General features: G+C 46.7%; 21 protein-coding genes. 19 read left to right on the forward strand and 2 right to left on the reverse strand.

Translation table 11 applies throughout. The features are described from left to right. The first annotated feature begins 92 nt into the window (after positions 1 to 92). The 3 genes from ASD24_RS12215 (at position 93) to ASD24_RS12225 (ending at position 5,323) form a co-directional block, all read left to right on the forward strand. Entirely contained in the window at positions 93 to 1,277 is a 1,185-nt protein-coding gene (locus ASD24_RS12215) for an exonuclease SbcCD subunit D (RefSeq protein WP_056696003.1), read from the forward strand. Next, positions 1,274 to 4,693 (forward strand): SbcC/MukB-like Walker B domain-containing protein, encoded by a 3,420-nt coding sequence (locus ASD24_RS12220; protein WP_056696005.1) that lies wholly within the window; start codon positions 1,274 to 1,276, stop codon positions 4,691 to 4,693. Before ASD24_RS12215 ends, ASD24_RS12220 begins: the two co-directional genes overlap by 4 nt. 285 nt (positions 4,694 to 4,978) lie before the next feature. Beyond that, complete coding sequence (locus ASD24_RS12225; protein WP_056696007.1) at positions 4,979 to 5,323, forward strand: hypothetical protein; 345 nt, start codon at positions 4,979 to 4,981, stop codon at positions 5,321 to 5,323. A 257-nt stretch (positions 5,324 to 5,580) separates the two neighbouring features. Here ASD24_RS12225 and ASD24_RS12230 read toward each other — a convergent pair whose 3' ends face one another. Both ASD24_RS12230 and ASD24_RS12235 read right to left on the reverse strand, forming a co-directional pair. Next, positions 5,581 to 6,726: a bifunctional cystathionine gamma-lyase/homocysteine desulfhydrase gene (locus ASD24_RS12230; RefSeq protein WP_056696008.1), complete on the reverse strand. Its 1,146-nt coding sequence runs from the start codon at positions 6,724 to 6,726 to the stop codon at positions 5,581 to 5,583. Position 6,727: 1 nt separating this feature from the next. Then, a complete protein-coding gene (locus ASD24_RS12235; RefSeq protein WP_056696010.1) occupies positions 6,728 to 7,651 on the reverse strand; it encodes a PLP-dependent cysteine synthase family protein in 924 nt (307 codons plus the stop codon). Between the two features lie 500 nt (positions 7,652 to 8,151). Between ASD24_RS12235 and ASD24_RS12240 the strand changes: the two genes are divergently transcribed. The 16 genes from ASD24_RS12240 (at position 8,152) to recO (ending at position 21,083) form a co-directional block, all read left to right on the forward strand. Then, positions 8,152 to 8,511, forward strand: a complete 360-nt coding sequence (locus tag ASD24_RS12240; RefSeq protein WP_056696014.1) for a histidine triad nucleotide-binding protein — start codon at positions 8,152 to 8,154, stop codon at positions 8,509 to 8,511. 185 nt (positions 8,512 to 8,696) lie between these two features. Next, positions 8,697 to 8,870, forward strand: coding sequence for a 30S ribosomal protein S21 (rpsU, locus tag ASD24_RS12245; RefSeq protein ID WP_005547957.1), 174 nt, complete (start codon positions 8,697 to 8,699; stop codon positions 8,868 to 8,870). A gap of 15 nt (positions 8,871 to 8,885) precedes the next feature. Beyond that, positions 8,886 to 9,329, forward strand: a complete 444-nt coding sequence (locus tag ASD24_RS12250) for a GatB/YqeY domain-containing protein (protein WP_056696016.1) — start codon at positions 8,886 to 8,888, stop codon at positions 9,327 to 9,329. 342 nt (positions 9,330 to 9,671) lie between these two features. Further along, on the forward strand, positions 9,672 to 11,012 hold the full coding sequence (locus tag ASD24_RS12255) for an NfeD family protein (protein WP_056696899.1): 1,341 nt from the start codon (positions 9,672 to 9,674) through the stop codon (positions 11,010 to 11,012). Between the two features lie 162 nt (positions 11,013 to 11,174). Beyond that, positions 11,175 to 12,185 (forward strand): flotillin-like protein FloA, encoded by a 1,011-nt coding sequence (gene floA, locus ASD24_RS12260; RefSeq protein WP_162248950.1) that lies wholly within the window; start codon positions 11,175 to 11,177, stop codon positions 12,183 to 12,185. 13 nt (positions 12,186 to 12,198) lie between these two features. Then, positions 12,199 to 12,816, forward strand: coding sequence for a hypothetical protein (locus ASD24_RS12265; protein WP_056696019.1), 618 nt, complete (start codon positions 12,199 to 12,201; stop codon positions 12,814 to 12,816). A gap of 178 nt (positions 12,817 to 12,994) precedes the next feature. After that, positions 12,995 to 13,288 carry a sporulation protein YqfC gene (gene yqfC / locus ASD24_RS12270; protein WP_056696021.1) on the forward strand — a complete coding sequence of 98 codons (294 nt, stop codon included), beginning with the start codon at positions 12,995 to 12,997 and terminating at the stop codon, positions 13,286 to 13,288. Then, complete coding sequence (gene yqfD, locus ASD24_RS12275; protein ID WP_056696023.1) at positions 13,285 to 14,478, forward strand: sporulation protein YqfD; 1,194 nt, start codon at positions 13,285 to 13,287, stop codon at positions 14,476 to 14,478. Before yqfC ends, yqfD begins: the two co-directional genes overlap by 4 nt. Positions 14,479 to 14,484: 6 nt before the next feature. Continuing rightward, positions 14,485 to 15,456, forward strand: coding sequence for a PhoH family protein (locus ASD24_RS12280; RefSeq protein WP_056696025.1), 972 nt, complete (start codon positions 14,485 to 14,487; stop codon positions 15,454 to 15,456). A 16-nt stretch (positions 15,457 to 15,472) separates the two neighbouring features. Beyond that, positions 15,473 to 17,722, forward strand: coding sequence for an HD family phosphohydrolase (locus tag ASD24_RS12285; protein WP_056696027.1), 2,250 nt, complete (start codon positions 15,473 to 15,475; stop codon positions 17,720 to 17,722). A gap of 40 nt (positions 17,723 to 17,762) precedes the next feature. Then, complete coding sequence (gene ybeY / locus ASD24_RS12290; protein WP_056696040.1) at positions 17,763 to 18,260, forward strand: rRNA maturation RNase YbeY; 498 nt, start codon at positions 17,763 to 17,765, stop codon at positions 18,258 to 18,260. Beyond that, positions 18,260 to 18,631: a diacylglycerol kinase family protein gene (locus ASD24_RS12295; protein WP_056696042.1), complete on the forward strand. Its 372-nt coding sequence runs from the start codon at positions 18,260 to 18,262 to the stop codon at positions 18,629 to 18,631. The genes ybeY and ASD24_RS12295 overlap by 1 nt, the downstream gene beginning before the upstream one ends. A gap of 68 nt (positions 18,632 to 18,699) precedes the next feature. Beyond that, entirely contained in the window at positions 18,700 to 19,113 is a 414-nt protein-coding gene (locus ASD24_RS12300; RefSeq protein ID WP_056696044.1) for a cytidine deaminase, read from the forward strand. A gap of 39 nt (positions 19,114 to 19,152) precedes the next feature. Continuing rightward, positions 19,153 to 20,052: a GTPase Era gene (gene era / locus ASD24_RS12305; protein WP_056696046.1), complete on the forward strand. Its 900-nt coding sequence runs from the start codon at positions 19,153 to 19,155 to the stop codon at positions 20,050 to 20,052. 104 nt (positions 20,053 to 20,156) lie between these two features. Next, a complete protein-coding gene (locus tag ASD24_RS29945) occupies positions 20,157 to 20,297 on the forward strand; it encodes a YqzL family protein (protein ID WP_082560384.1) in 141 nt (46 codons plus the stop codon). Between the two features lie 33 nt (positions 20,298 to 20,330). Then, on the forward strand, positions 20,331 to 21,083 hold the full coding sequence (gene recO / locus ASD24_RS12310) for a DNA repair protein RecO (RefSeq protein ID WP_056696048.1): 753 nt from the start codon (positions 20,331 to 20,333) through the stop codon (positions 21,081 to 21,083). The last annotated feature ends 295 nt before the right edge of the window (positions 21,084 to 21,378 follow it).

The following is a 21,378-nucleotide window of genomic DNA, read 5'->3' on the forward strand; positions in this document are numbered from 1 at the left end:
ATATCTCGTTACATATATCATGTTTAGTGAGTTATGAGATGGATTCATGGGCAGTACTTTGAAATGTTTTTGGGAGAGGGGATGAACGGACAATGCGTATTTTGCATACAGGAGACTGGCACTTGGGGAAAACACTCGAAGGTCGGAGCCGTCTGCGGGAACAGGAAGACTTTATTGATGAGCTTGTGAAACTAGCAGACGATCAGCAGGCAGATGCTATTCTAATGGCTGGCGATGTGTATGATTCGGTGAACCCTCCAGCTTCAGCGGAGCAATTATTCTATGAAGCAGCCGCAAGGCTTACCGAGCGGGGCAGACCACTTGTGGTCATTGCGGGAAACCATGATCAGCCCGAACGGGTTGCATCGGTAACTCCGCTTGTGAATAGACAGGGTATCACTCTTGTAGGAATGCCTACTGCGGAAGCAGTGACCATTCATGCAAAGCGTACAGGTGAGACGGCAAACATTGCGGCATTACCTTATCCATCTGAAGCCAGATTGAACGAACTGCTGACAACAGATGGGGATGAGAATGTGCTTCGTCAAGCGTACAGCCGGCGTGTAGGGATGCTGATGCAGCATTTGGCGGCATCATTCCGACCAGATACAGTGAATCTAGCCATGAGTCATATCTATGTGCTTGGCGGCGTAGAAAGTGATTCCGAACGTCCGATTCAGGTTGGTGGTGCCTACACTGTAGATCCTTCAGCTCTGTCTATAGGTGCCCAATATACAGCACTCGGACATCTGCATCGTGCACAGGCGGTAAAGGGAGACGGTATTATTCGTTATAGCGGTTCGCCATTAGCCTACAGTTTCTCAGAAGCTGGACAGAGTAAATCGGTGACGATGGTGGATCTAGCACCTGGTGGCGTTCCACATGTGGAAGAAGTGCTTCTAACCTGTGGTCGTCCCCTTGTTCGCTGGAAGGCGCGAGGAGGGCTTGCTGAGGTACATCGTTGGTTAGAGGAAGGACGAGATGCTCAGGCCTTTGTGGATATGGAAGTATGGCTAGAGGATGCGATGTCTTTAAAAGAGATCCAGCAGCTTCGAAGATCCCATGACGGTATTATTCACATCCGTCCGGTGTATCCCGAGATGGCTGCTGCGGGTCTGTTAGAGCAACGCTCTGAGCTGCCTGTGCATGAATTGTTCCGAAAGTTCTATCAGCGGCAGACCGGTGGGGCAGAGCCTGAAGAGAAGCTTGTACAGCTATTCCTGGAGCTTGTCGATGAGGACGAGCCAGGTGTTCGTGAGGAGGCTGAGGCCAAATGAAGCCGATTTCGTTAAAAGTGGCTGGTCTACAGAGTTATCGTGAAACTCAGGAGATTGATTTTACCGTGCTGACAGAGACAGGGTTGTTCGGTATTTTTGGACCTACGGGAAGTGGGAAATCCTCGTTGCTTGACGCCATTACACTAGCGATGTACGGAAAAGTAGAACGTGCGGTGAATGGTACGCAGGGAATTATGAACCATGCCGAGGATGCATTATCGGTTGCGTTTACGTTTGAATTATCATCTGCGGAAGGTACGCGTAGATTCCGCGTAGAGCGGCGGTTCAAACGAAATAATGAAGTATCTGTAAGCAATACGGTTAGTAAATTTATTGAGACCATTGACGGGGAAGATCACGTACTTGCGGATAAGTTAGCCGAGGTTAACCGCTCTGTCGAGGATGTAATTGGGCTCAAAATGGATGATTTCACGCGTGCGGTTGTTCTTCCACAAGGGAAATTTGCCGAATTCCTGTCTCTGAAAGGCAGCGAGCGACGCCAGATGCTGCAGCGGCTTTTCCATCTAGAGAAATACGGAGACCAGCTTGCCATCAAGTTGAGCAGGCGAGTGAAGAATAATGATATGGTTCATCAGTCCCTAGTTGCGGAGCAGCAAGGGTTAGGCAATGCAAGTAAGGAGACTCTTGAAGAGATTGCTCGGCTTCTTGAAGAGACAGTTCGTTCTGCAGCTTTGTCCCGTAAAGCATTAGAAGAGGCCACGAAGGAAGCCGAACAGCTGGGCAAAATTCGTGAATGGAGTCATGAACGTCAATCTCGCTTAGAGGAACAGCGTAAGTTAAAAGCACAGGATGCACACATTGTTGCAGGTGAAGAACGATTGAAACAGGCTAGTGCAGCAGATGTGATCTTACCTGCATTACAAACGATGCGTGAAGCTATGTCGGAGCAGCAGTTGCGCCAGCAGGTAGCCGAGACTGCGCATCAGCAAGCGATAGAACATGAGAAGCAGTCTGTACTTGAAGCGGAAAAGGCAGAGGCTACCCGAGTGCAACTGTCTGAGGAAGAGCCCAAATTAATGCTGCGCCTGGAGCAATTGGAACAGGCAAAAGAACTGCAAAAGGAACGTGACGGGCTTAGAGAGGATGCTTCACGTCTGAAGCATTTACTTGAGCAAGGTCAAGCAGAACAGACGGTTGTGGGTCAACAATTGGAGAAAGAGCAAGAGTTGCAGCAGCGTGGACGTAAACGGCGGGAAGAATTACAGGAGAGCCTGAAGCCCAACGAAGTCAAAGCCGATGAGCGGAGACAGCTACAGTCTGCGTTAGAGCTTCAGCACCGGATGGACACGGTAGCAGAGCAGTTACGTCAGAACAAGGTGGAACTGGAGGCGAGCCAGCAATCAGCTACACAGGGAGCCAATAAGCTGCAGGCGATCACTGAAGAGGAGAGCCGCCTGAGCATACAGCGTGAGCGATTAATTCAACAGGCGGCTGCAGGTCTTGAAGCCTTGCTTGCATGCGAGCAGGACATCGGACGCGAGCAGAGCATGCTGGCTGGGGCGGAGGAACAGCTTCGAGGCACGATGCGTGAGCAGGAGCTGCATCGGCTATCCTCCGCCTTGCGCGCCGAGCTGCGCGAAGGCGAGCCTTGCCCGGTGTGCGGCTCCGCACACCACCCGCTCCCGGCTGCGCCGGCGGGAGAAGGTCCGCACGCAGACGATGCGGACCTGGAACTGCTGCGCAGCCTGCACGCGGAGCTGCAGGAGCTGCGCTTTGGGCTGCGCCAGCAGCTGCACGAACGTCGCAGCCTGCTGACGCAGCTTGGCGCTGCGGCCGGCGAAGCTCCGTCCGCAGCCGAGGCCGCGCCTGCGGCAGCGGAGCCCGAGCCCGCCGCGTCGCCCGTGAACGGGCGCTCCTCGGCGGACTGGGCGGCGCGTGCCGCCGCGCTGCGCGAAGCCGCGCGGGCGCTGGCTGACGCCGCAGCGCCGCTGCAAGCGGAGGCCGCTGCGTTGCAGCAGGCGGCCGTAAGCGCACAGCAGCGCCGCATGGAGGCGGCGGCTGCGCAGGAAGCCGGCCGTGCCGGGCTCGTCCAGGCGGAGCGCAAGCTAGCCGAGAGCGAGGCTGCAGCGACAGCGCTACGCGATCGCTGGGCCGCGGAACTGCTTGACATCGCCCGAGAACAGGCCAAGGCCTTATATCAGGCGATGCAGGAGCGCGATGCACGCGCCGAGGACATCAAGGAACGTCTGAACAAAAGCGTGACGTTCCTTGAAGAGAAGCAAGAGATCGTTCAATCACTTCAGCGCAAGCTGGTCGAATTGGATAAACAATTAATCCAGTGGCAGACAGAGTGGCAGGGCAACAGTAAACAACTTGCCGAAAAGGAAGTACGGTTACGGCAATGGGTTGGCGAACAACGCGTAGAAGACCTGATTACTGCTGCGCAGGCTCAGCTGACTCGATTAAGAACCTCTGCAACAGAAGCAGCACAGCGTTTCAAGGAAGCAGATGCTCTGAAACAAGAGTCGGCGAAGAAAGACGTCATCGCTCATCAAGCCGCTGTCTCTGCTGGCGAGCATTTGCAGCAGGCGCAAGTGCGCTGGAAGCAACTGCTGGATCAATCACCTTTCACTTCGGAGGAAGCTGTTGTGCAGGCAGCCATCGCTTCCGAGGAGGCAGAACGACTGGGTGCGGCCATCCAGCAACACCGCGAACAGGAACGTGAGTTGGCATCGCAGTTACGAGAACTGGAGCAGAAACTTGCGGGAGCTGAGGTGTCTGAGGAACAGTGGATCGCTTGCACAGAACAGTTACGGCTGAGACGGGCTGAGGATGAAGCGGCACTGAGCGCCAAAGCTCGGACTGAGCGGGACTTGGAAGATGTTCAGCAACGTCACGTACGCTGGACTGAACTGGAGAACCAACGAGTGGACGTTAGCCGAGAAGGCGAGCTGCTGAGTAAGCTACAATCTGCTTTCCGCGGGAACGCATTCGTAGAATACATTGCTGAAGAGCAATTGATGCAGGTTAGCCAGGCAGCATCGCAGCGATTACGCTTCTTGACCAAACAGAGATATTCGCTAGAAGTTGATTCAGGTGGTGGATTTGTCATATGTGATGATGCCAATGGTGGGGTGAAACGCCCGGTGTCCACCTTGTCGGGCGGCGAGACTTTCTTAACCTCGCTGTCGCTAGCTTTGGCGTTATCTGCACAGATTCAGCTTCGTGGGCAGTATCCACTGCAATTCTTTTTCCTGGATGAAGGGTTCGGCACACTTGATCCTGAACTGTTAGACACGGTCATAACCTCGCTGGAGAAATTGTATGACGATCGTCTAGCCGTTGGTGTCATTAGCCACGTACCTGAACTGCGAGCACGTCTAGCACGTAAGCTGGTTGTCATTCCGGCAAGTGAGGCTGGTGGCGGCTCTCGAGTTGTTCTGGAAACATTGTAGGTATAAATCTATGCCTGAATTCATTCAATCACAAAGTGAGTTACATCACAGATACAGGTTCATCGCATTGTTATACTACAGTTAAGCCGACAAACTTGATGTAAGTACCCCGGCGGACGTTTGATCAGGAATGATCCTGAATAGACGTCCGCAAGCAGTGACTTCCTTTAGGAAGTTACACACGGGGTGCTTCTTTTTTTTTACCTGTTCTTGCAGTGTCAATTCGCCCAGAGCTGAATACGATGAAAGGGTGATGATGAGCAATGATCAGGGAGGCGTTAAGAAGTGGAAAAGGTGGAAGCGAAGAAAATCTGTAAAGAGCACATGCATCGGTACGTATGCGTGCAGATGCAGGATGGCAGTCACTATGACGGGATTATGGAAAATGTGGATGATGAAATGATCTATTTGGCTGTTCCTGTTGGGCCAGAAGCGGCGATGCACCATGCGAACTGGGCACCTAATGCAATGCCTGGAGCGAACTATCCATTAGCACATGCGCGTGGATTTTACCCAGGTTACGGTTATCCTACGCCATATCCTTATTATGGCTATGGGCGTAGACGATTTAATCGGCTTGTACTCCCGCTGTTTGCCCTTACTGCATTGACCTTGTTACCGTACTATTAAGACCAGGAGTTAGTATAGATCTGCGGCAAAGTTACTTTTCATATATTTGATGGGTGCGTTCTAATTAAACACATAGATGATATAGTGTGTGCATTGCGCTAATAGATGCCTCGAATGGATCAGTACTTACGTCTATACCTTAAGGAGTGCTACATCTGGCAGTTGAGGAATCCAACATTATTGATTAGCCCAAAAACTACAAAATCATGCCTCACAGAAGGTTTGCTTCTGAAAAGGCATGATTTCTTTAATATCCTTTATAAACCGGATTCACTTAATGCAGAAGTCAGATCCTCGATTAAATCTTGGGCATCCTCAATGCCAATCGAAATACGTATCAACCCATCCGTAATGCCCAATTCTTGCCTACGTTCATATGGGATGGAGGCATGTGTCATCCGAGCAGGTACAGAAATTAAACTTTCAACCGCGCCTAGACTTTCAGCCAGTGTGAAATAACGGACTTTACTTAATACTTCATCGACCTTTGCGGAACCACCTACGTCAAAAGATACCATCCCGCCAAACCCTCTTGCCTGGGTGGAAGCGAGAGTATGCTGCGGATGATCGGACAAGCCAGGATAATAAACCTTGCTCACGGCTGGATGTTGGTTTAGAAAAGCCGCAATTTGCTCGGCATTGCGTTCCTGTGCCTCCATCCGCAATCCTAATGTTTTGAGTCCGCGCATCAATAACCACGAATCCATGGGTCCTAAGACTGCGCCAATTGCGTTTTGTATGAAATGAAGTTCTTCACCAAGCTGTTCACTGTTCACAACGGCAAGCCCAGCAACGACATCGCTATGGCCACCGATATATTTTGTTGCTGAATGTAATACAATATCCGCGCCAAGAGCGAGAGGAGTTTGCCAATACGGTGTACTGAAGGTGTTATCCACGATGAATAATAGTTCGTTAGCTTTAGACCATTTCGCAACGGCAGCAATATCAGTCACCTTAAGTAGAGGGTTCGTTGGTGTCTCAACATAAATAGCCTTTGTATTCGATTGAAGAGCTTGTTGCAGTGCTTGCAGTGAGGTTGTATCCACGAAGGTAGATTCAATACCTAGACGATGGAGCACTTTGTTGAAAATACGATATGTCCCACCGTACACGTCATCGGTTAGAATAACGTGATCACCACTTTTCAACAGAGACATTGCGGCATGAATGGCGGCCATTCCTGAACTGAAAGCGAAGCCTCGAACGCCATCTTCCAGCTCTTTAATCACTTCTTCCAATGCATGACGAGTCGGATTGCCTGTGCGTGAATATTCATAGCCTTTATGCACACCAACAGCTTCTTGTTCAAACGTGCTTACTTGATAGATCGGCACACTCACGGCTCCCGTATGAGGATCACCAACAATGCCAGCATGGATTAACTTTGTTTTTGGTCTCATATTATGATCCTCCATTATAGATGTTTTGGCTCAAATAACGCTCACTGCTATCTGGGAATATCACCACAATGTTACTTCCAGGCGCGGCATGATGGGCTTCATTTAATGCAGCTTGCATCGCTGCCCCAGACGAACTTCCTACCAACAAACCTTCCAAGATTGCCAGATCTTTAACCCGAGCAAAGGCGTCCTCATCTGAGATGGTATGGATAGCATCAAAATAACTTACGTCCATGAATGAAGATAATGTTTCGACTCCGATGCCCTCTGTGCGATGTGATCCTGGTGAACCACCAGCAAGGATTGAGCCTTCGGGCTCTACAATGCAGGCCTTAATGGAAGGATTCTGTTCCTTTAAGAAGCGTGAGCCGCCCATAAAAGTCCCGCCAGACCCAGCTCCGGCGACATATATATCTACTTTCCCGTTCAGATCACGCCAAATCTCAGGGCCCAAATGTTCATAATGTGCTCTAGGATTATCCGCATTAGAGAACTGACCAGGAATGTAGGAACCCGGTATCTCGGTTGCTAGTGTTTCTGCTTTGCGTATAGCGCCTGTCATTCCATCTGATGTAGGCGTTTTGATGACGGTAGCGCCCAGTGCACGCATCAATTGCTGTTTCTCCACACTGAACTTCTCGGGAACGGTGAAAATAACGTTTAAGTTCAGCCCTACGGCAGCCATGGCGAGACCAATGCCCGTATTACCCGCGGTAGCTTCAATGATCGTTCCACCTGGCTTAACATCTCCTCGTGCCAAGGCTTGCTCCAACAAATACTTGCCGATCCGGTCTTTTACACTGCCTCCAGGATTCATGAATTCCAACTTGGCATACAAGCGAACACTTTGAGGTAAGGGATAACGAGATAATTCAAGTAAAGGCGTATTGCCTATAAGTTCTTGTACATGTTGATAAACAGTCAAATTTAACCAATCTCCTTTTGCGCTCTCATTAACCATATATACTTATTCAAATGGGAGAAGTTTGTTCTAAAACCAAGTTTCGATAATATGCGTTCTAAATAACCTCAGTGCTTGTATAGTACTCCATTCGTAGCTCGGCATTTATGGGAATGGCTTGTTCCTTCTCTGCCCGTTACTGCGATATCCTCCTTGGTAACGACCAGTTAAAAACAACTATATCAATGGGAGTTATATACTATAAAAGTGTTAATTAAAAGAAGAATAAGGATTTTATGGCTTTAAAACAGTAGCCCTGCATCTCTGTACTTGAGTGATTAATGAAGGTTTATATACTTTGATTCGCTGCAAAGATAAAACATTAATTCACCTTGGCTATAATTAGACCACTACTCTAAGTTCTTCTTAAATCCCCATAATTGTCCTTGAAATTGGACGTTGCTTAGCACATCCGGTATGATAGGAAGGTATACATAATTACTGTTTAAAGGAGGGTATGAACAATGGATTGCTTGTTTTGCAAAATTGTAGAGGGCAGCATTCCCTCCAACAAAGTGCTGGAGAATGACCATGTTGTCGTCTTCCATGACATACAGCCCGCTGCGCCAACACATGTGTTAGTGATTCCTAAGAAACATATTGCTTCCATGAATGAAGTAACGGCAGAGGATCTGCCCTTGATTGGACAGGTTCATTTGGCTGCACAGGAAGCAGCAAAACGCTTAGGCATTGACGAGTCTGGTTACAGATTAATCAATAACTGTGGCCAGGATGGCGAGCAAACGGTGCATCACTTGCATTATCATCTGCTTGGAGGCACAAGACTCGGAGCTTTGACTAGCCTATCTGATTCGCACAAATAAACAGTTGAAGTGCTGAAAATCAACGTTATTTTTTGCACTATTGAACAATGTAAGGCATCTTGCTTGTTTAAATTAAATGATCATTTTACGTTGAGGTTGACACGTTTATTACCTTTCGCCTATAATGAAAGGTGATGAACCGTGTTATTGCTCTTGGACGGTCTGGTCGGAGGGAGGGAAAACTGGTGTCTGAAACTAAAGTTCGCAAAAACGAGACTATTGATGCTGCACTTCGTCGCTTTAAACGTTCCATCGCTAAAGATGGCGTCTTGGCTGAGGTGAAGAAACGTAAGCATTATGAGAAGCCAAGCGTGAAGCGCAAGAAAAAGTCCGAGGCTGCTCGTAAGAGAAAGTTTTAGGAGGATTTTAACTACATGAATCTTAGCGAACGATTGAACGAAGATATGAAGCAAGCGATGAGGAGCAAGGACAAGTTCAAGCTCTCCACCATTCGGTTGATTCGTTCGACGATCAAGAATCTTGAAATAGATTTGAAAAGAGATTTGGATGACAACGAAGTGCTTGATATCCTAAGTCGTGAAATCAAACAGCGCAAAGATGCCCTCCAAGAATTTGAAAAATTGGGCCGTGAAGACCTCGCGGCAAATGCAAAAGCGGAAATTGATATAATCGGTCAATACCTTCCCGAACAGCTTACCGAAGAAGAAATTAAAGTTATTGTACAGCAGACCATCCAGGAAACCGGTGCTTCTTCGAAAGCCGAGATGGGGAAAGTTATGGCGGCCCTTATGCCGAAAGTCAAAGGCAGAGCGGACGGCAAGCTGGTTAACCAAGCAGTTCAACAATTTCTGCAATAAAGCAATCAATAAACACTTCCTGACTTGTCAGGGAGTGTTTTTTCCTTTGTTAAGATCTTTTAGTGAATGCTATGAGCGAGCATAGAAGTTTTTCGAAGCAGGAATGGATTTGTGTTTTCACATGACAGGTGGACAAAACGTGAATAAATGCATCGCATTTTTTCTTTAAATTGGATGTTTGACATGAAAATGGATTATAAATGTTGCAATTGTTGCAAGATTCAAATATAATTTTAAGATTTTGAAACGAAATGCTGATTTGTACGTAATAACAACCATAAGCTGGACAGTATAACGATATTGGAAAAGGGGGGATTATTGGTGAAGGGAAAGCACCGGAAGATGCTTACAGGGCCATTCATGCTCTTAATGCTGCTGACGCTGTTGCTTCCTGTTTGGATTGGATCGCCTTCAGCACATGCGGCTGAGAAGAGCGGCGCCGTATACATTATTCCGGTTGATAAACCAATCGAGCAGGGGCTTGGCAAATTTATGGAGCGTGGCTTCAAAGAAGCTGAGAACATGAACGCAGGCCTGATCGTACTGGACATTAATACGCCGGGAGGACGTGTTGATACTGCCGAGGCACTGGGAATCTTGATTAAAGATAGCCCGATTGAGACCTTAGCTTTTGTGCGTGGTGACGCCGCTTCTGCAGGGAGCTTTTTGGCTTTGAATGCGGATAAGATCGTAATGTCGCCAGGTAGCATGATTGGTGCGGCAGCGATGGTGGACAGTACAGGTAAACATGTAGATGATCCAAAACTCGTTGCCTTCTGGAAAAGCAAAATGCAAGGAGCGGCCGAAAAAAGTGGTCGCGATGGCAAAATTGCTGCTGGAATGACGGATGTTAATATGGTGGTGGAAATGCCAGAGATTAATAAAACCAAGCAAAAAGGTGAAATTATTGCACTCTCGGCAGAAGAAGCGTTAAAAGTTGGATACGCAGACCATATTAGTAACACCCCAGAAGAGGCAGCTACCTGGTTAGGATACAGTCAGGATGATGTGTTCAAGGTGGAAAGAACCACAGCTGAGAACATCTCTACATTCCTTACGAACCCAGTGGTTATGACTGTGCTCCTGTTCCTCGGTATTGCAGGGGTGATCATCGAGTTAATCGTTCCTGGTTTCGGGGTACCTGGTATTGTTGGTATCGTATGTTTTGTACTTTATTTCTCCGGAAACTATATTGCTGGTTTTGCCGGAGCAGAGACATGGGTATTATTTACTGTTGGTCTCATCATGATGATTCTTGAGATGTTTATACCGAGTTTCGGTATACTGGGTATTCTCGGATCTATCGCACTCGTTGCCGGTGTTGTGCGAGCAGCGTACGACACAAGCGATGCGTTTGTATCACTCGGTATTGCCTTTGGAGCAGCGCTCGTAGTTATCGCGATCGTTGTCATTCTGTTTAAGGATAAGGGCATATGGAATCGATTCATATTGAGTGAGAAGCTGTCTGCTGATCGTGGGTTCTCATCAGCGACAGAACGCAAGGAACTGATTGGAATGCAAGGAATCAGTCTTACTCCGCTGCGTCCGTCTGGAACCGCTATGCTGAATGGGGAACGGGTCGATGTTGTATCAGATGGTGATTTTATTCCAATCGATACACCGATCATCGTCATTAAGGCAGAAGGTACTCGAATTGTAGTGCAACAATCTCTGCCTGTGTAACCTTTTTCCATTGCCGGAGCCGATGAGGTCTTCGGCAAAGTACATATCCATTCTGTAAGGCTGTTGCCAGAGTGGGGAACCAAATAAACAGCGGAGTTAAGCTAGGTTTGTTATGCTGTATGATGGTACAAAATTAAAAATGCAAATGGAGGAATTTTGACTATGGAACCAACCTTGATTACGGTTTTGCTCGTTGCGGTAGTTGCGATTATCGTACTTAGCGTATTCTTCAGCTTTTTCCCGGTAATGCTCTGGATCTCAGCGATTGCATCCGGTGTGCGTGTCGGAATTATTACACTGGTAGCTATGAGACTGAGACGTGTAACACCTAGTCGGATCGTAAACCCGTTGATCAAAGCAACAAAGGCGGGACTTGGATTGAATATCAACCAATTGGAAAGTCACTTCCTTGCTGGTGGTAACGTAGACCGCGTTGTTAATGCTTTGATTGCTGCACAACGTGCAAACATTCCATTGGAGTTTGAACGTGCTGCTGCAATCGACCTTGCAGGTCGTGACGTATTGCAAGCCGTGCAAATGAGCGTTAACCCTCGTGTAATCGAGACACCAATTGTATCCGCTGTAGCAAAAGATGGTATCGAAGTTAAAGTTAGAGCGCGTGTTACGGTTCGTGCAAACATTGATCGTCTCGTCGGTGGTGCTGGTGAAGAGACAATCATTGCCCGTGTCGGCGAAGGTATCGTAAGTACGAACGGTTCTTCCAATTCCCACAAAGACGTATTGGAAAATCCGGATCTGATCTCTCGTACGGTATTGTCTAAAGGTTTGGATGCAGGTACGGCTTTTGAAATCCTGTCCATTGATATCGCGGACGTAGATGTAGGTAAAAATATTGGTGCATTCTTGCAAACAGAACAAGCAGAGGCAGATAAGCGTATTGCCCAAGCAAAAGCCGAAGAGCGTCGTGCAATGGCCGTAGCACAAGAACAAGAGATGAAAGCGCGCGTTGTAGAGATGAGAGCACGTGTAGTTGAATCCGAATCCCAAGTACCTTTGGCAATGTCCGAAGCGCTTCGTAGTGGTAAAATCGGTGTTATGGACTACATGAACCTGAAAAATATTGAAGCAGACACTCAAATGCGTAACACATTAGGAAAACCTGGTGAAGGCTCCAATTCCAATGATCAGGGTGATTCCAAAAACGGAAGATAGGCGGTGAATGCACATGAGCCTATTAGATTGGGTATTTGACAATCTGTACATTGTAGCGGTTGTTGGCTTTATGCTATTTTCATTCCTCGGGAAAGCCGCCAAATCGGTTGATCCGAACAAAAAGCGTCCGAGCAACGGGATGCCTACCTTTGGTGGTAGTGGTGACTCTGATCAAAATGGACGTTCTTCTGAGGACACGAGAACGCAATCCACAGGGTCTTCTAATCATGGAGACACTCGTTATGATGAGCAATACGACGATCGTTATGATGATAGAAGGTATGATGAGGAAACGTATGATGATCGCTATGAACCCATGTACTCTGAGCCTGCGCCAAGTTCTAGGCAATCCGACGAATATGGCAGCCAGAGTACAGTAAGTGCGATGAGTAGTTCTCTTGAAGAGCAGATGAAGCAGATGGAACAGCAACAACGTGTAATTCAAGAACGTTTGAATCGTATTTCATCAGCGAATACTCCGGTTGTCTCTGATTCTAGTTGGGATGAAACCACAAACGAATCTGGGCAGTCTATGCTTCGCAGGGAAGATATTCGTACGGGTGTTTTATGGGCTGAAGTATTGGGTTCCCCACGTTCCAAACAACCGTTTGGGACTCGAGGTAAGCTGTAATAATTTCTAAATGAATGAGGAAAAGGGTCGTCTCTGGTGAGTGTTTGAGCCAGATGACGGCTCTTTTTTTGTTTTTATAATTCTTTTATCCGTTTCCAACTCAACCTTTACCATAGTTCTCATATATTCAGGCTTAACCGCATAAGTTGAATTGTAGAGGAAGGGGGAAGACCTTCGAATGACTCGAATTAGTCGCAAGCTGCGCAGATGGACTAGTGAGGTGTTAGATCTGCCGCAGGATGTGCTTTACGATATGCCACGGTTAACCCTGATTGGCAATAAGCAATTGTATATAGAGAATCATCGAGGTGTCATCCATTTTACACCGGATCGCATCGTTCTTGCTCTATCCCAAGGTGAACTGGAGATTAGAGGGGCTGAGCTGATGATCCGTAATATCTTACCAGATGAGGTGGCTGTGGAAGGCACGATTCTAGATATTCATATGAATGGAGCGGAGGGGAACGGATGAAGCAGCCCAGTCTGTACAAACTGCGTGGAGCGGTCCGAATCACGGTTACTGGGGGAGACATTGAGGGGTTAATTAACTTGCTGGCAGTGCAGGGACTGGAAGTTTGGAACCTGCGTGCCAGGGATGGACGACGGGCAGATATGAACATTTTGCTGCCTGATTTCTTCAAGTTGCGTCCGTTACTGAAACGGACAGGCTGCAAAGTGAAGGTGACTCATCGCAGAGGATTCCCGTTTTTTGTTGCCCGACTATTGAAAAGGAAGTTTTTCCTTGGTGGAATGTTATTTTTTATCGCAGCTTTGTTTGCGTTAACGTCTATGGTCTGGAATGTAGAAGTGAAGGGCAATGTGAAGATTCCAACAGATGAGATTCTTGCGGCTGCCCAAAAAGAGGGGTTATATCCTTTTCAGTGGTCATTTCGTCTTCCCAGCCAGGACAAGCTCTCTAGACAGCTTGCGTTGACGCTGCCAGATGTAACTTGGGTTGGGGTAACCAAGGAAGGCACGAATGTCACCATTCAAGTTGTAGAGTCAGCACAACCGAAGCGAGAGCCTTTAATGAACCCTAGACATCTAATAAGTAAGTCCGACGCGGTGGTCACTCAGATTTACGCGGAGCAGGGGCGGCCGGTTGTACAGGAAAACATGCGTGTAAAAAAAGGACAAGTGTTGATCTCAGGTATACTAGGAGATGAAGAAAATACGGAAAACGTAGTGGCGAAAGGTGATATTCGCGGTTTAGTGTGGCGTGAATATCAAGTTGAAGTGCCACTTATACAAAAGCTCAATACGATGACTGGTGAGAGCAAAGAGCGATTTTACATCGTGCTAGGGAAATGGGCAGTACAGCTATGGGGGTATGGTAAGGTTCCTTTTAACTCATATGAAACATCCAGCAACCATGATCCGCTCACTTGGCGCTCCTTTAGTCTTCCTATGGGGTGGTTAACGGAGACAGATAGGGAAACCCGTGCACATGAAGTACAGCAGAGTGTAGAATGGGCGAAAAGCAAAGGATTGGAAGGGGCTAGAAACGATATTATCGCTAAAAATGGGAAAGAAACTAAAATTATAAGTGAAAAAATTTTGCATGAGAAGAAAGAGAATGGTAAAGTTTATATGAAAGTATTATTTGAAGTAGAAGAAAGTATTGCGGAAGAACTTCCGCTAGTCCATAGTCAAGGAGAATGAGGCTATTTGTCAGAACAAACACGCAGCATACGAATCTCCCTCCAAACTGCGGGAGAGGGTCAATCTCTGTTTGGACCCCAAGATATTTTTCTGAAATTAATTGAAGCTGAGATTCCTGCTCAGATCTCATCCCGTGAAGCGGAGATCGTGATCTTCGGGAATGCACAGAACGTAGAATCGCTAGAACAGTTATTTGATGTATTATTGCAATTGGTACGTAATGGATATGTGTTAACTGAGCGGGATGTTAAATACGCGATTGAGCTAGCGAAGGAACTGCGTGCAGACCAGCTTCTTGACCTGTTCAAGGGTGAGATTACAACGACCTATCGAGGGAAGCCGATCCGGGTAAAAACGATTGGACAGAAGCACTATGTAACTTCGATTAAGAAACGGGACGTTGTATTTGGTATTGGTCCTGCAGGTACAGGTAAAACCTATCTGGCAGTCGTGCTCGCTGTGGCAGCGCTCAAGGAAGGCAGCGTAAAGCGAATTGTACTTACAAGACCTGCGGTTGAGGCTGGTGAAAGCCTAGGCTTCCTCCCGGGTGATTTGCAAGAGAAGGTAGATCCTTATTTACGTCCACTGTACGATGCGTTATATGATGTGATGGGACAAGAGCAGACAGCAAAAGCGCTAGAGCGAGGGTTAATAGAAATTGCACCTTTGGCATACATGCGTGGACGTACGCTTGATGATTCATTCATTATTTTGGATGAAGCCCAGAACACGACGCCTGAACAAATGAAAATGTTTTTGACCCGTCTTGGTTTTGGCTCCAAAATGGTCATTACCGGCGATGTTACACAAATTGATTTACCCCGCGGCAAGAAATCTGGATTAGTGGAAGCGAAAACGATACTGACTGAAGTGGAAGAAATCGGATTTGTGTTCTTTGCAGAGCAAGATGTTGTAAGACACTCTCTCGTTCAGAAAATTATCGTTGCATACAACCACGCCGCAGAAAATCAAGAATAGAAAGGGATTGTCTAAGGTGACCTCTAAGGAACTGTCAAAAGGCAAATCTTTTCAGAATAGAGCTACAGGATGGAAGTATAGCGTGTGGGCACGCTATCTTCTGTTTTTGTTTCTGGTGATTCTCTTCTTCGTGAGCCTAGCTCCCAAGCTGCTTCCTGAGCGGTACGATATTCAGGAAGGGACACGCAGTGAAGTGGATATTGCTGCACCTATGCAGATTCCGAACAATAAAGCTACGCTAAAAGCGCAAGAAGAAGCCGCCGAACGTGTGCAGCCTATTTATCAAATTGTTCAGATGCGCAATGAGAATCTAATGACGACATTACTTGATCGTATTGACCGATTGAATCAGGATGATCAGATATCAAGTCAAGATAAAATTGACATTTACCGGGAAGAAATTCCGCAGCGTCAGAAGGATTTTGTGTCCAATTTTATCAACAATAACCGGAAGTCAGGTACATACTCCGAAACGTTACTGGAAGAAATCAGAAATGTAGTACAGGAGCAAAGCTACCGGATCCCGGAAGAGACATACATCAAAATATCTCGTCTCACGTCGGATGATATTCAGGAAATGAAATCTGTTGCCAGGGACATTGTCTCTAGACTGATGACGGATCAGATCAGTGATGCAACAACGGCTCGTGCGAAAGTCGCCGAGATGGTTAGTGTCAGCTCGCTTAGCAAACGTACACAGCGTGAAGTTGTGCAGGAGCTAGGACGACTTGTTCTAACGTCCAATCGTTTCTACGATGAAGAGGGGACAAAAGAAGCGAAGGTACAGGCTCGTGAGAACACGCAAACCGTGTTTATCAAGCAAGGAGACACTCTAGTAGCCAAAGGGGAAATAATCACCCCAGAGATGTATGCACTGCTGGATGAGAATGATTTGTTGAAAAATGAAGTGAATTATTGGCCGCAACTTGGATTGCTCATGCTGTCCTGTCTGTTATCAGCGGCGATTCTCATGTATATTCAGCAATGTAGCGGCACACATTTTAAATACAACAATGCACAGCTGCTAATGCTTGTCCTTATATTCATCATTACGATTGTAGTTATGCATGTGACCGCATTCATCCAGACAAACGAACAGTCGTATGTAGGATTCCTTGCACCGGTTGCTGTGGGTGCGATGTTAATTGCTTTGCTACTGGATACTTCGCTTGCTTTTGTATGTTCCATAATCATTGGCATGCTCTCAAGTATCATTCTTAATACGCATCAGGGTCAGATTTTTGACTTCGAATTTGGCTTCTTCGCTGTATTGGTTTCCTTTGTTGCTATTTTTGCAACCCATAAGGCGAGTCAGCGCTCAACGATCTTAAAGGGTGCTATTATGGTCTGTCTCTTTGGTTCCATTGCTGTTTTCACACTCGCTTTAATTGACACAGGTGACTGGAACCGCACAACGACATTGTATGGTGTAGGTTTCGCCTTTGCTAGTGGTGTGTTAACCGCTATACTTGTCATTGGACTTATGCCATTCTTTGAAACATCGTTTGGCATCTTGTCTGCTCTCAAACTTGTGGAGCTATCCAATCCAAACCATCCGTTGTTACGCAAGCTATTGACGGAGACGCCAGGTACGTATCATCACAGCGTCATGGTGGGTAATCTGTCAGAGGCTGCGGCCGAAGCGATTGGAGCTAACGGACTGCTATGTCGTGTCGGATCGTATTATCATGATATCGGGAAGACGAAGCGACCTATTTATTTTATTGAAAACCAAAATAATATGGAGAATCCTCATGATTCCATTGATCCAAAGCTGAGTAAGTCGATCATCGTTGCTCATGCTAGAGATGGAGTGGAAATGCAAAAGGATTACAAGCTACCCAGACCGATTCGCGATATAGCGGAACAGCATCATGGGACAACATTCCTGCACTTCTTCTACCATAAGGCGTTACGACAGGCTGAAGAAGCGGGGATCGAACCTGATTTTACGGAAGAGGATTTCCGTTATCCAGGGCCGAAAGCTCAATCCAAAGAGTCTGCCATTGTTGGTATAGCAGATAGTGTGGAAGCGGCTGTTCGTTCGCTGCGTAAACCGACGGTTGAGCAAGTGGAGTCCATGATTGAGAAGATTATCAAAGGTAGATTGGATGATCATCAGTTTAATGATTGCGATCTAACGATGCGGGAACTTGATATTGTTGCCAAAACTTTGAAAGAAACGGTAATGGGCATTTTCCACTCCCGGATCGAATATCCAGAGGAAATGAAGAAACCAAAACCTACTTCACCCGAAGCAGGTTGATTAAAACCTCTAATAATCAGTAGACAGGAGTTATGAAAGAATGAGTCTTAACCTGGCATGGAATAATGAACAACAGGATAAAGAAATTACAGAGCCTATGATTGCGATGCTGGAGCAATTGCTCAACCTTGCAGGGGGAGCCGAAGGTGTTGCTGAAGGAGAAGTAGCTCTGACATTTGTAGATGATGAACAGATCCATGAATTGAACCGGGATTATCGTGGTATCGACCGTCCAACAGATGTATTGTCATTCGCCATGAATGAGACTGTGGATGAAGAACTGGATATCATTTATGAACTGGACGAAGATGAGGAAATGGAAGAAATGCCAGATGTACTCGGCGACATTATCATCTCTGTTCCGCGTACGATTCTGCAAAGTGAAGAGTACGGGCATTCCTTTGAACGCGAACTAGGCTTTCTGTTTGTCCACGGATTTTTACACTTGCTTGGCTATGACCATCAGGATGAGGTCAGTGAGGCTGAGATGATGGGTAAGCAGGAAGCTGTATTGGCTCAGGCCGGGTTGACACGATAATGAAGCGGCGCTCCTGGGGTCTGGTGTTCCGCAATGCAGCGGAAGGAATTGCATACGGCTTCCGAACTCAGAGGAATGTAAGAGTCCATACAGGAGTAGCTCTCATCATGTGTGCAGCTGGATTTTTTTTCGGGATTTCCAGAACAGATTGGCTGTTTGTTTTGGCAGCCATTTTTTTGGTACTGGTGACCGAATTAATGAACACGGCTGTAGAAGCTGCGGTTGATCTCGCACATCCGGATATTCACCCGCTTGCCAAAGCGGCGAAGGACACCGCGGCTGGAGCAGTACTTCTGGCTGCGGTATTCGCTGTCATTATTGGATGTGTTGTATTCTTTAAACCGGTACTGAACTGGTTAGGATTGTATTAATTTTCTAAATGTAGTTGAATTTAATTTATAGAGCGTAGCTTTATATGACCTAAGGGAGAGAATGTAGTATGGATAACGGACTGCTGATGCAGGAAGCGATTAAGGCGCGTACCAAAGCGTACATCCCTTATTCGCATTTCGGTGTAGGCGCGGCATTACTTGATCATGAAGGTAATGTGCATCACGGATGTAATATTGAAAATGCTGCGTATACACCTGGCAACTGTGCTGAACGAACAGCATTGTTTAGTGCGATTGCAGGTGGCCAGCAGCCGCGGAGCTTCAAAGCCATTGCTATTGTAGGTGACACGGATGACCCGATTGCGCCTTGTGGAGTATGTCGTCAAGTAATGTTCGAATTGTGCGAACCAGACATGAAGGTTATTCTTGGAAACATGAAAGGTGACCTGCGCGAGACTACGGTTGCAGAATTGATTCCATATGCATTTGGACCGTCTGATCTAAATTCGGCTCAAAAATAAACTATTACATTCCAGGCCTAGGCGCCTGAGGAGGAACATATGAAAAAACAAGCATTTAAATCCGGATTTGTAGCCATCGTTGGACGCCCCAATGTAGGTAAATCGACGTTAATGAATCAAGTTATTGGTCAAAAGATTGCCATTATGTCGGACAAGCCACAAACGACACGTAATAAAATTCATGGTGTATATACTTCTGAGCATCAACAGATCGTTTTTCTAGACACACCTGGTATCCATAAGCGTCAGTCCAAACTAGGTGATTACATGAATCAGACTGCACTGAACACACTTCACGAAGTTGAAGCTGCGCTATTCCTGATTGATGCTTCTGAGGGTATGGGTGGAGGCGATCGTTACATTGCAGAACAATTGAAAAATGTTCGCACTCCAATCATTTTGGTAATGAACAAAATTGATAAAGTTGAACCTGAAGCATTACTTCCTTTGATTGAGGAATATCGTAAACTTCACGATTTTGCTGAGATTGTTCCTGTATCCGCTAAGCTCGGCAATAATGTGAATACATTACTGGAGCAGATCAGTAAATACTTGCCAGAAGGTCCGCAATACTACCCTGAGGATCAGGTGACAGATCACCCAGAGCAATTCGTTTGCGCTGAGCTGATTCGGGAGAAAATTCTGCAAATGACTCGTGAAGAAGTGCCGCACTCCATTGCGGTAACGATTGAAGACATGAAAGTGCAGGATAATGGCGTTGTCTACATTTCGGCAGTTATTTTTGTAGAACGCGATTCACAAAAAGGGATTATTATCGGCAAGCAAGGTGCCTTGCTCAAAGAAGTCGGTAAACGTGCTAGGCAGGACATTCAGAACCTGTTAGGCTCCAAAATTTTTATGGAACTGTGGGTAAAGGTGAAAAAAGACTGGAGAAATCAGGATCGTGTGTTGCGTGACCTTGGTTTCGGTCGTGAGTAATCATCCGAGAGGTATCCAGTAATTGCAACGCATAGTTTACCTTGCAAGACTCCATCCTATCTTCTAGAAGCACACGTCATTTCCGAAGAGAGGATGAAATTCCGATGCGAGATTTTTCGTGGAAGGTTTTTGCGATGACGGGGGATGTAGAATCCTACTTACTGTACGCCGAGGCATGCAGCTCATTGGAGCAAGAGTCGGATCATGCAGGGGAAGTGATTGAAGATGAAGAAGCCGAGCATTGATTGGCGGATTCAAGAATGGTTAGGTGACGAGGCATGCTATACAGGGTGGAAGGGATTGTCATCCGCAGCATGGACTATGGCGAGGGAAACAAAATTGTTACGCTTTGCACCGAAAGCGGCGGAAAAGTAGGTGTACTTGTCCGTGGTGCCAAAAAGCCCAAAAGTCGACATGCTGCACTTGTGCAGCCGTTTACGTTCGGTCAGTACGTTTACTTTCGGAACACGGGTTTGGGAAACTTGAATGCAGGCGAAATTATTGAGTCATACCATGAGCTGCGTGAGGATCTGGTCAAAGCTGCATATGCGTCTTATGCGTGTGAGCTGCTTGATCGCGTGCTACAGGATGAGGAGACAGGTACCTTCTGGTTTAAACAACTAAAAGCCTGTCTCCAAGCATTAAAGGAAGATAAGGATCCAGTCGTCATGACTAGTTTATACGAAATGAAAATTTTGCAATCGGCTGGTTATGGGCCTGCACTGGATGATTGTATCTCTTGTGGTCAGGAACGACCGGATGAGCAATTGTTCGTAAGTCCTAGACTTGGGGGCGTATTATGTCGTGCATGTAAGCATTTTGATCCGCCTGCCATGTCAGTAAGCCCTAAGGCGCTGAAATTGCTGAGATTGTTCGCACAGTTTGATCTGCAACGGCTGGGTAACATATCTGTAAGCGAAGGAACCCGAGCTGAGATCAAAAAAATCATGCGCGCGTTTATGGATCACCAACTAGGTTTGAATTTGAAGTCCCGTTCTTTTCTTGATCAAATGGAGAAGTACGGGATTTGAGTTGTTTGTAGAAGTGATGAAATACAACTTGACTTCATTCTTATTTTTATATATGATGGACTATAATTTCTCTTTTGGAGACATGCATTGAACGAGAGAGTAGTAGACAGAATTCTATAATTTATGATTTAGGGCATTAGCTCTGATATCATAATAGAGCGAGCCGGGGATGGTGGAAGCCCGGATGAATTGGTCTATGAAAGGGCACTCGGGAGCATGAATGGACACGGAAAAGTGGGCTTAGGTTTAGCAGGTTATCCTGTACTCCTTGAGCCAAGTAGGGTGGAACCGCGGG

Source organism: Paenibacillus sp. Root52, assembly GCF_001426865.1.
Taxonomy (GTDB): Bacteria; Bacillota; Bacilli; order Paenibacillales; family Paenibacillaceae; genus Paenibacillus.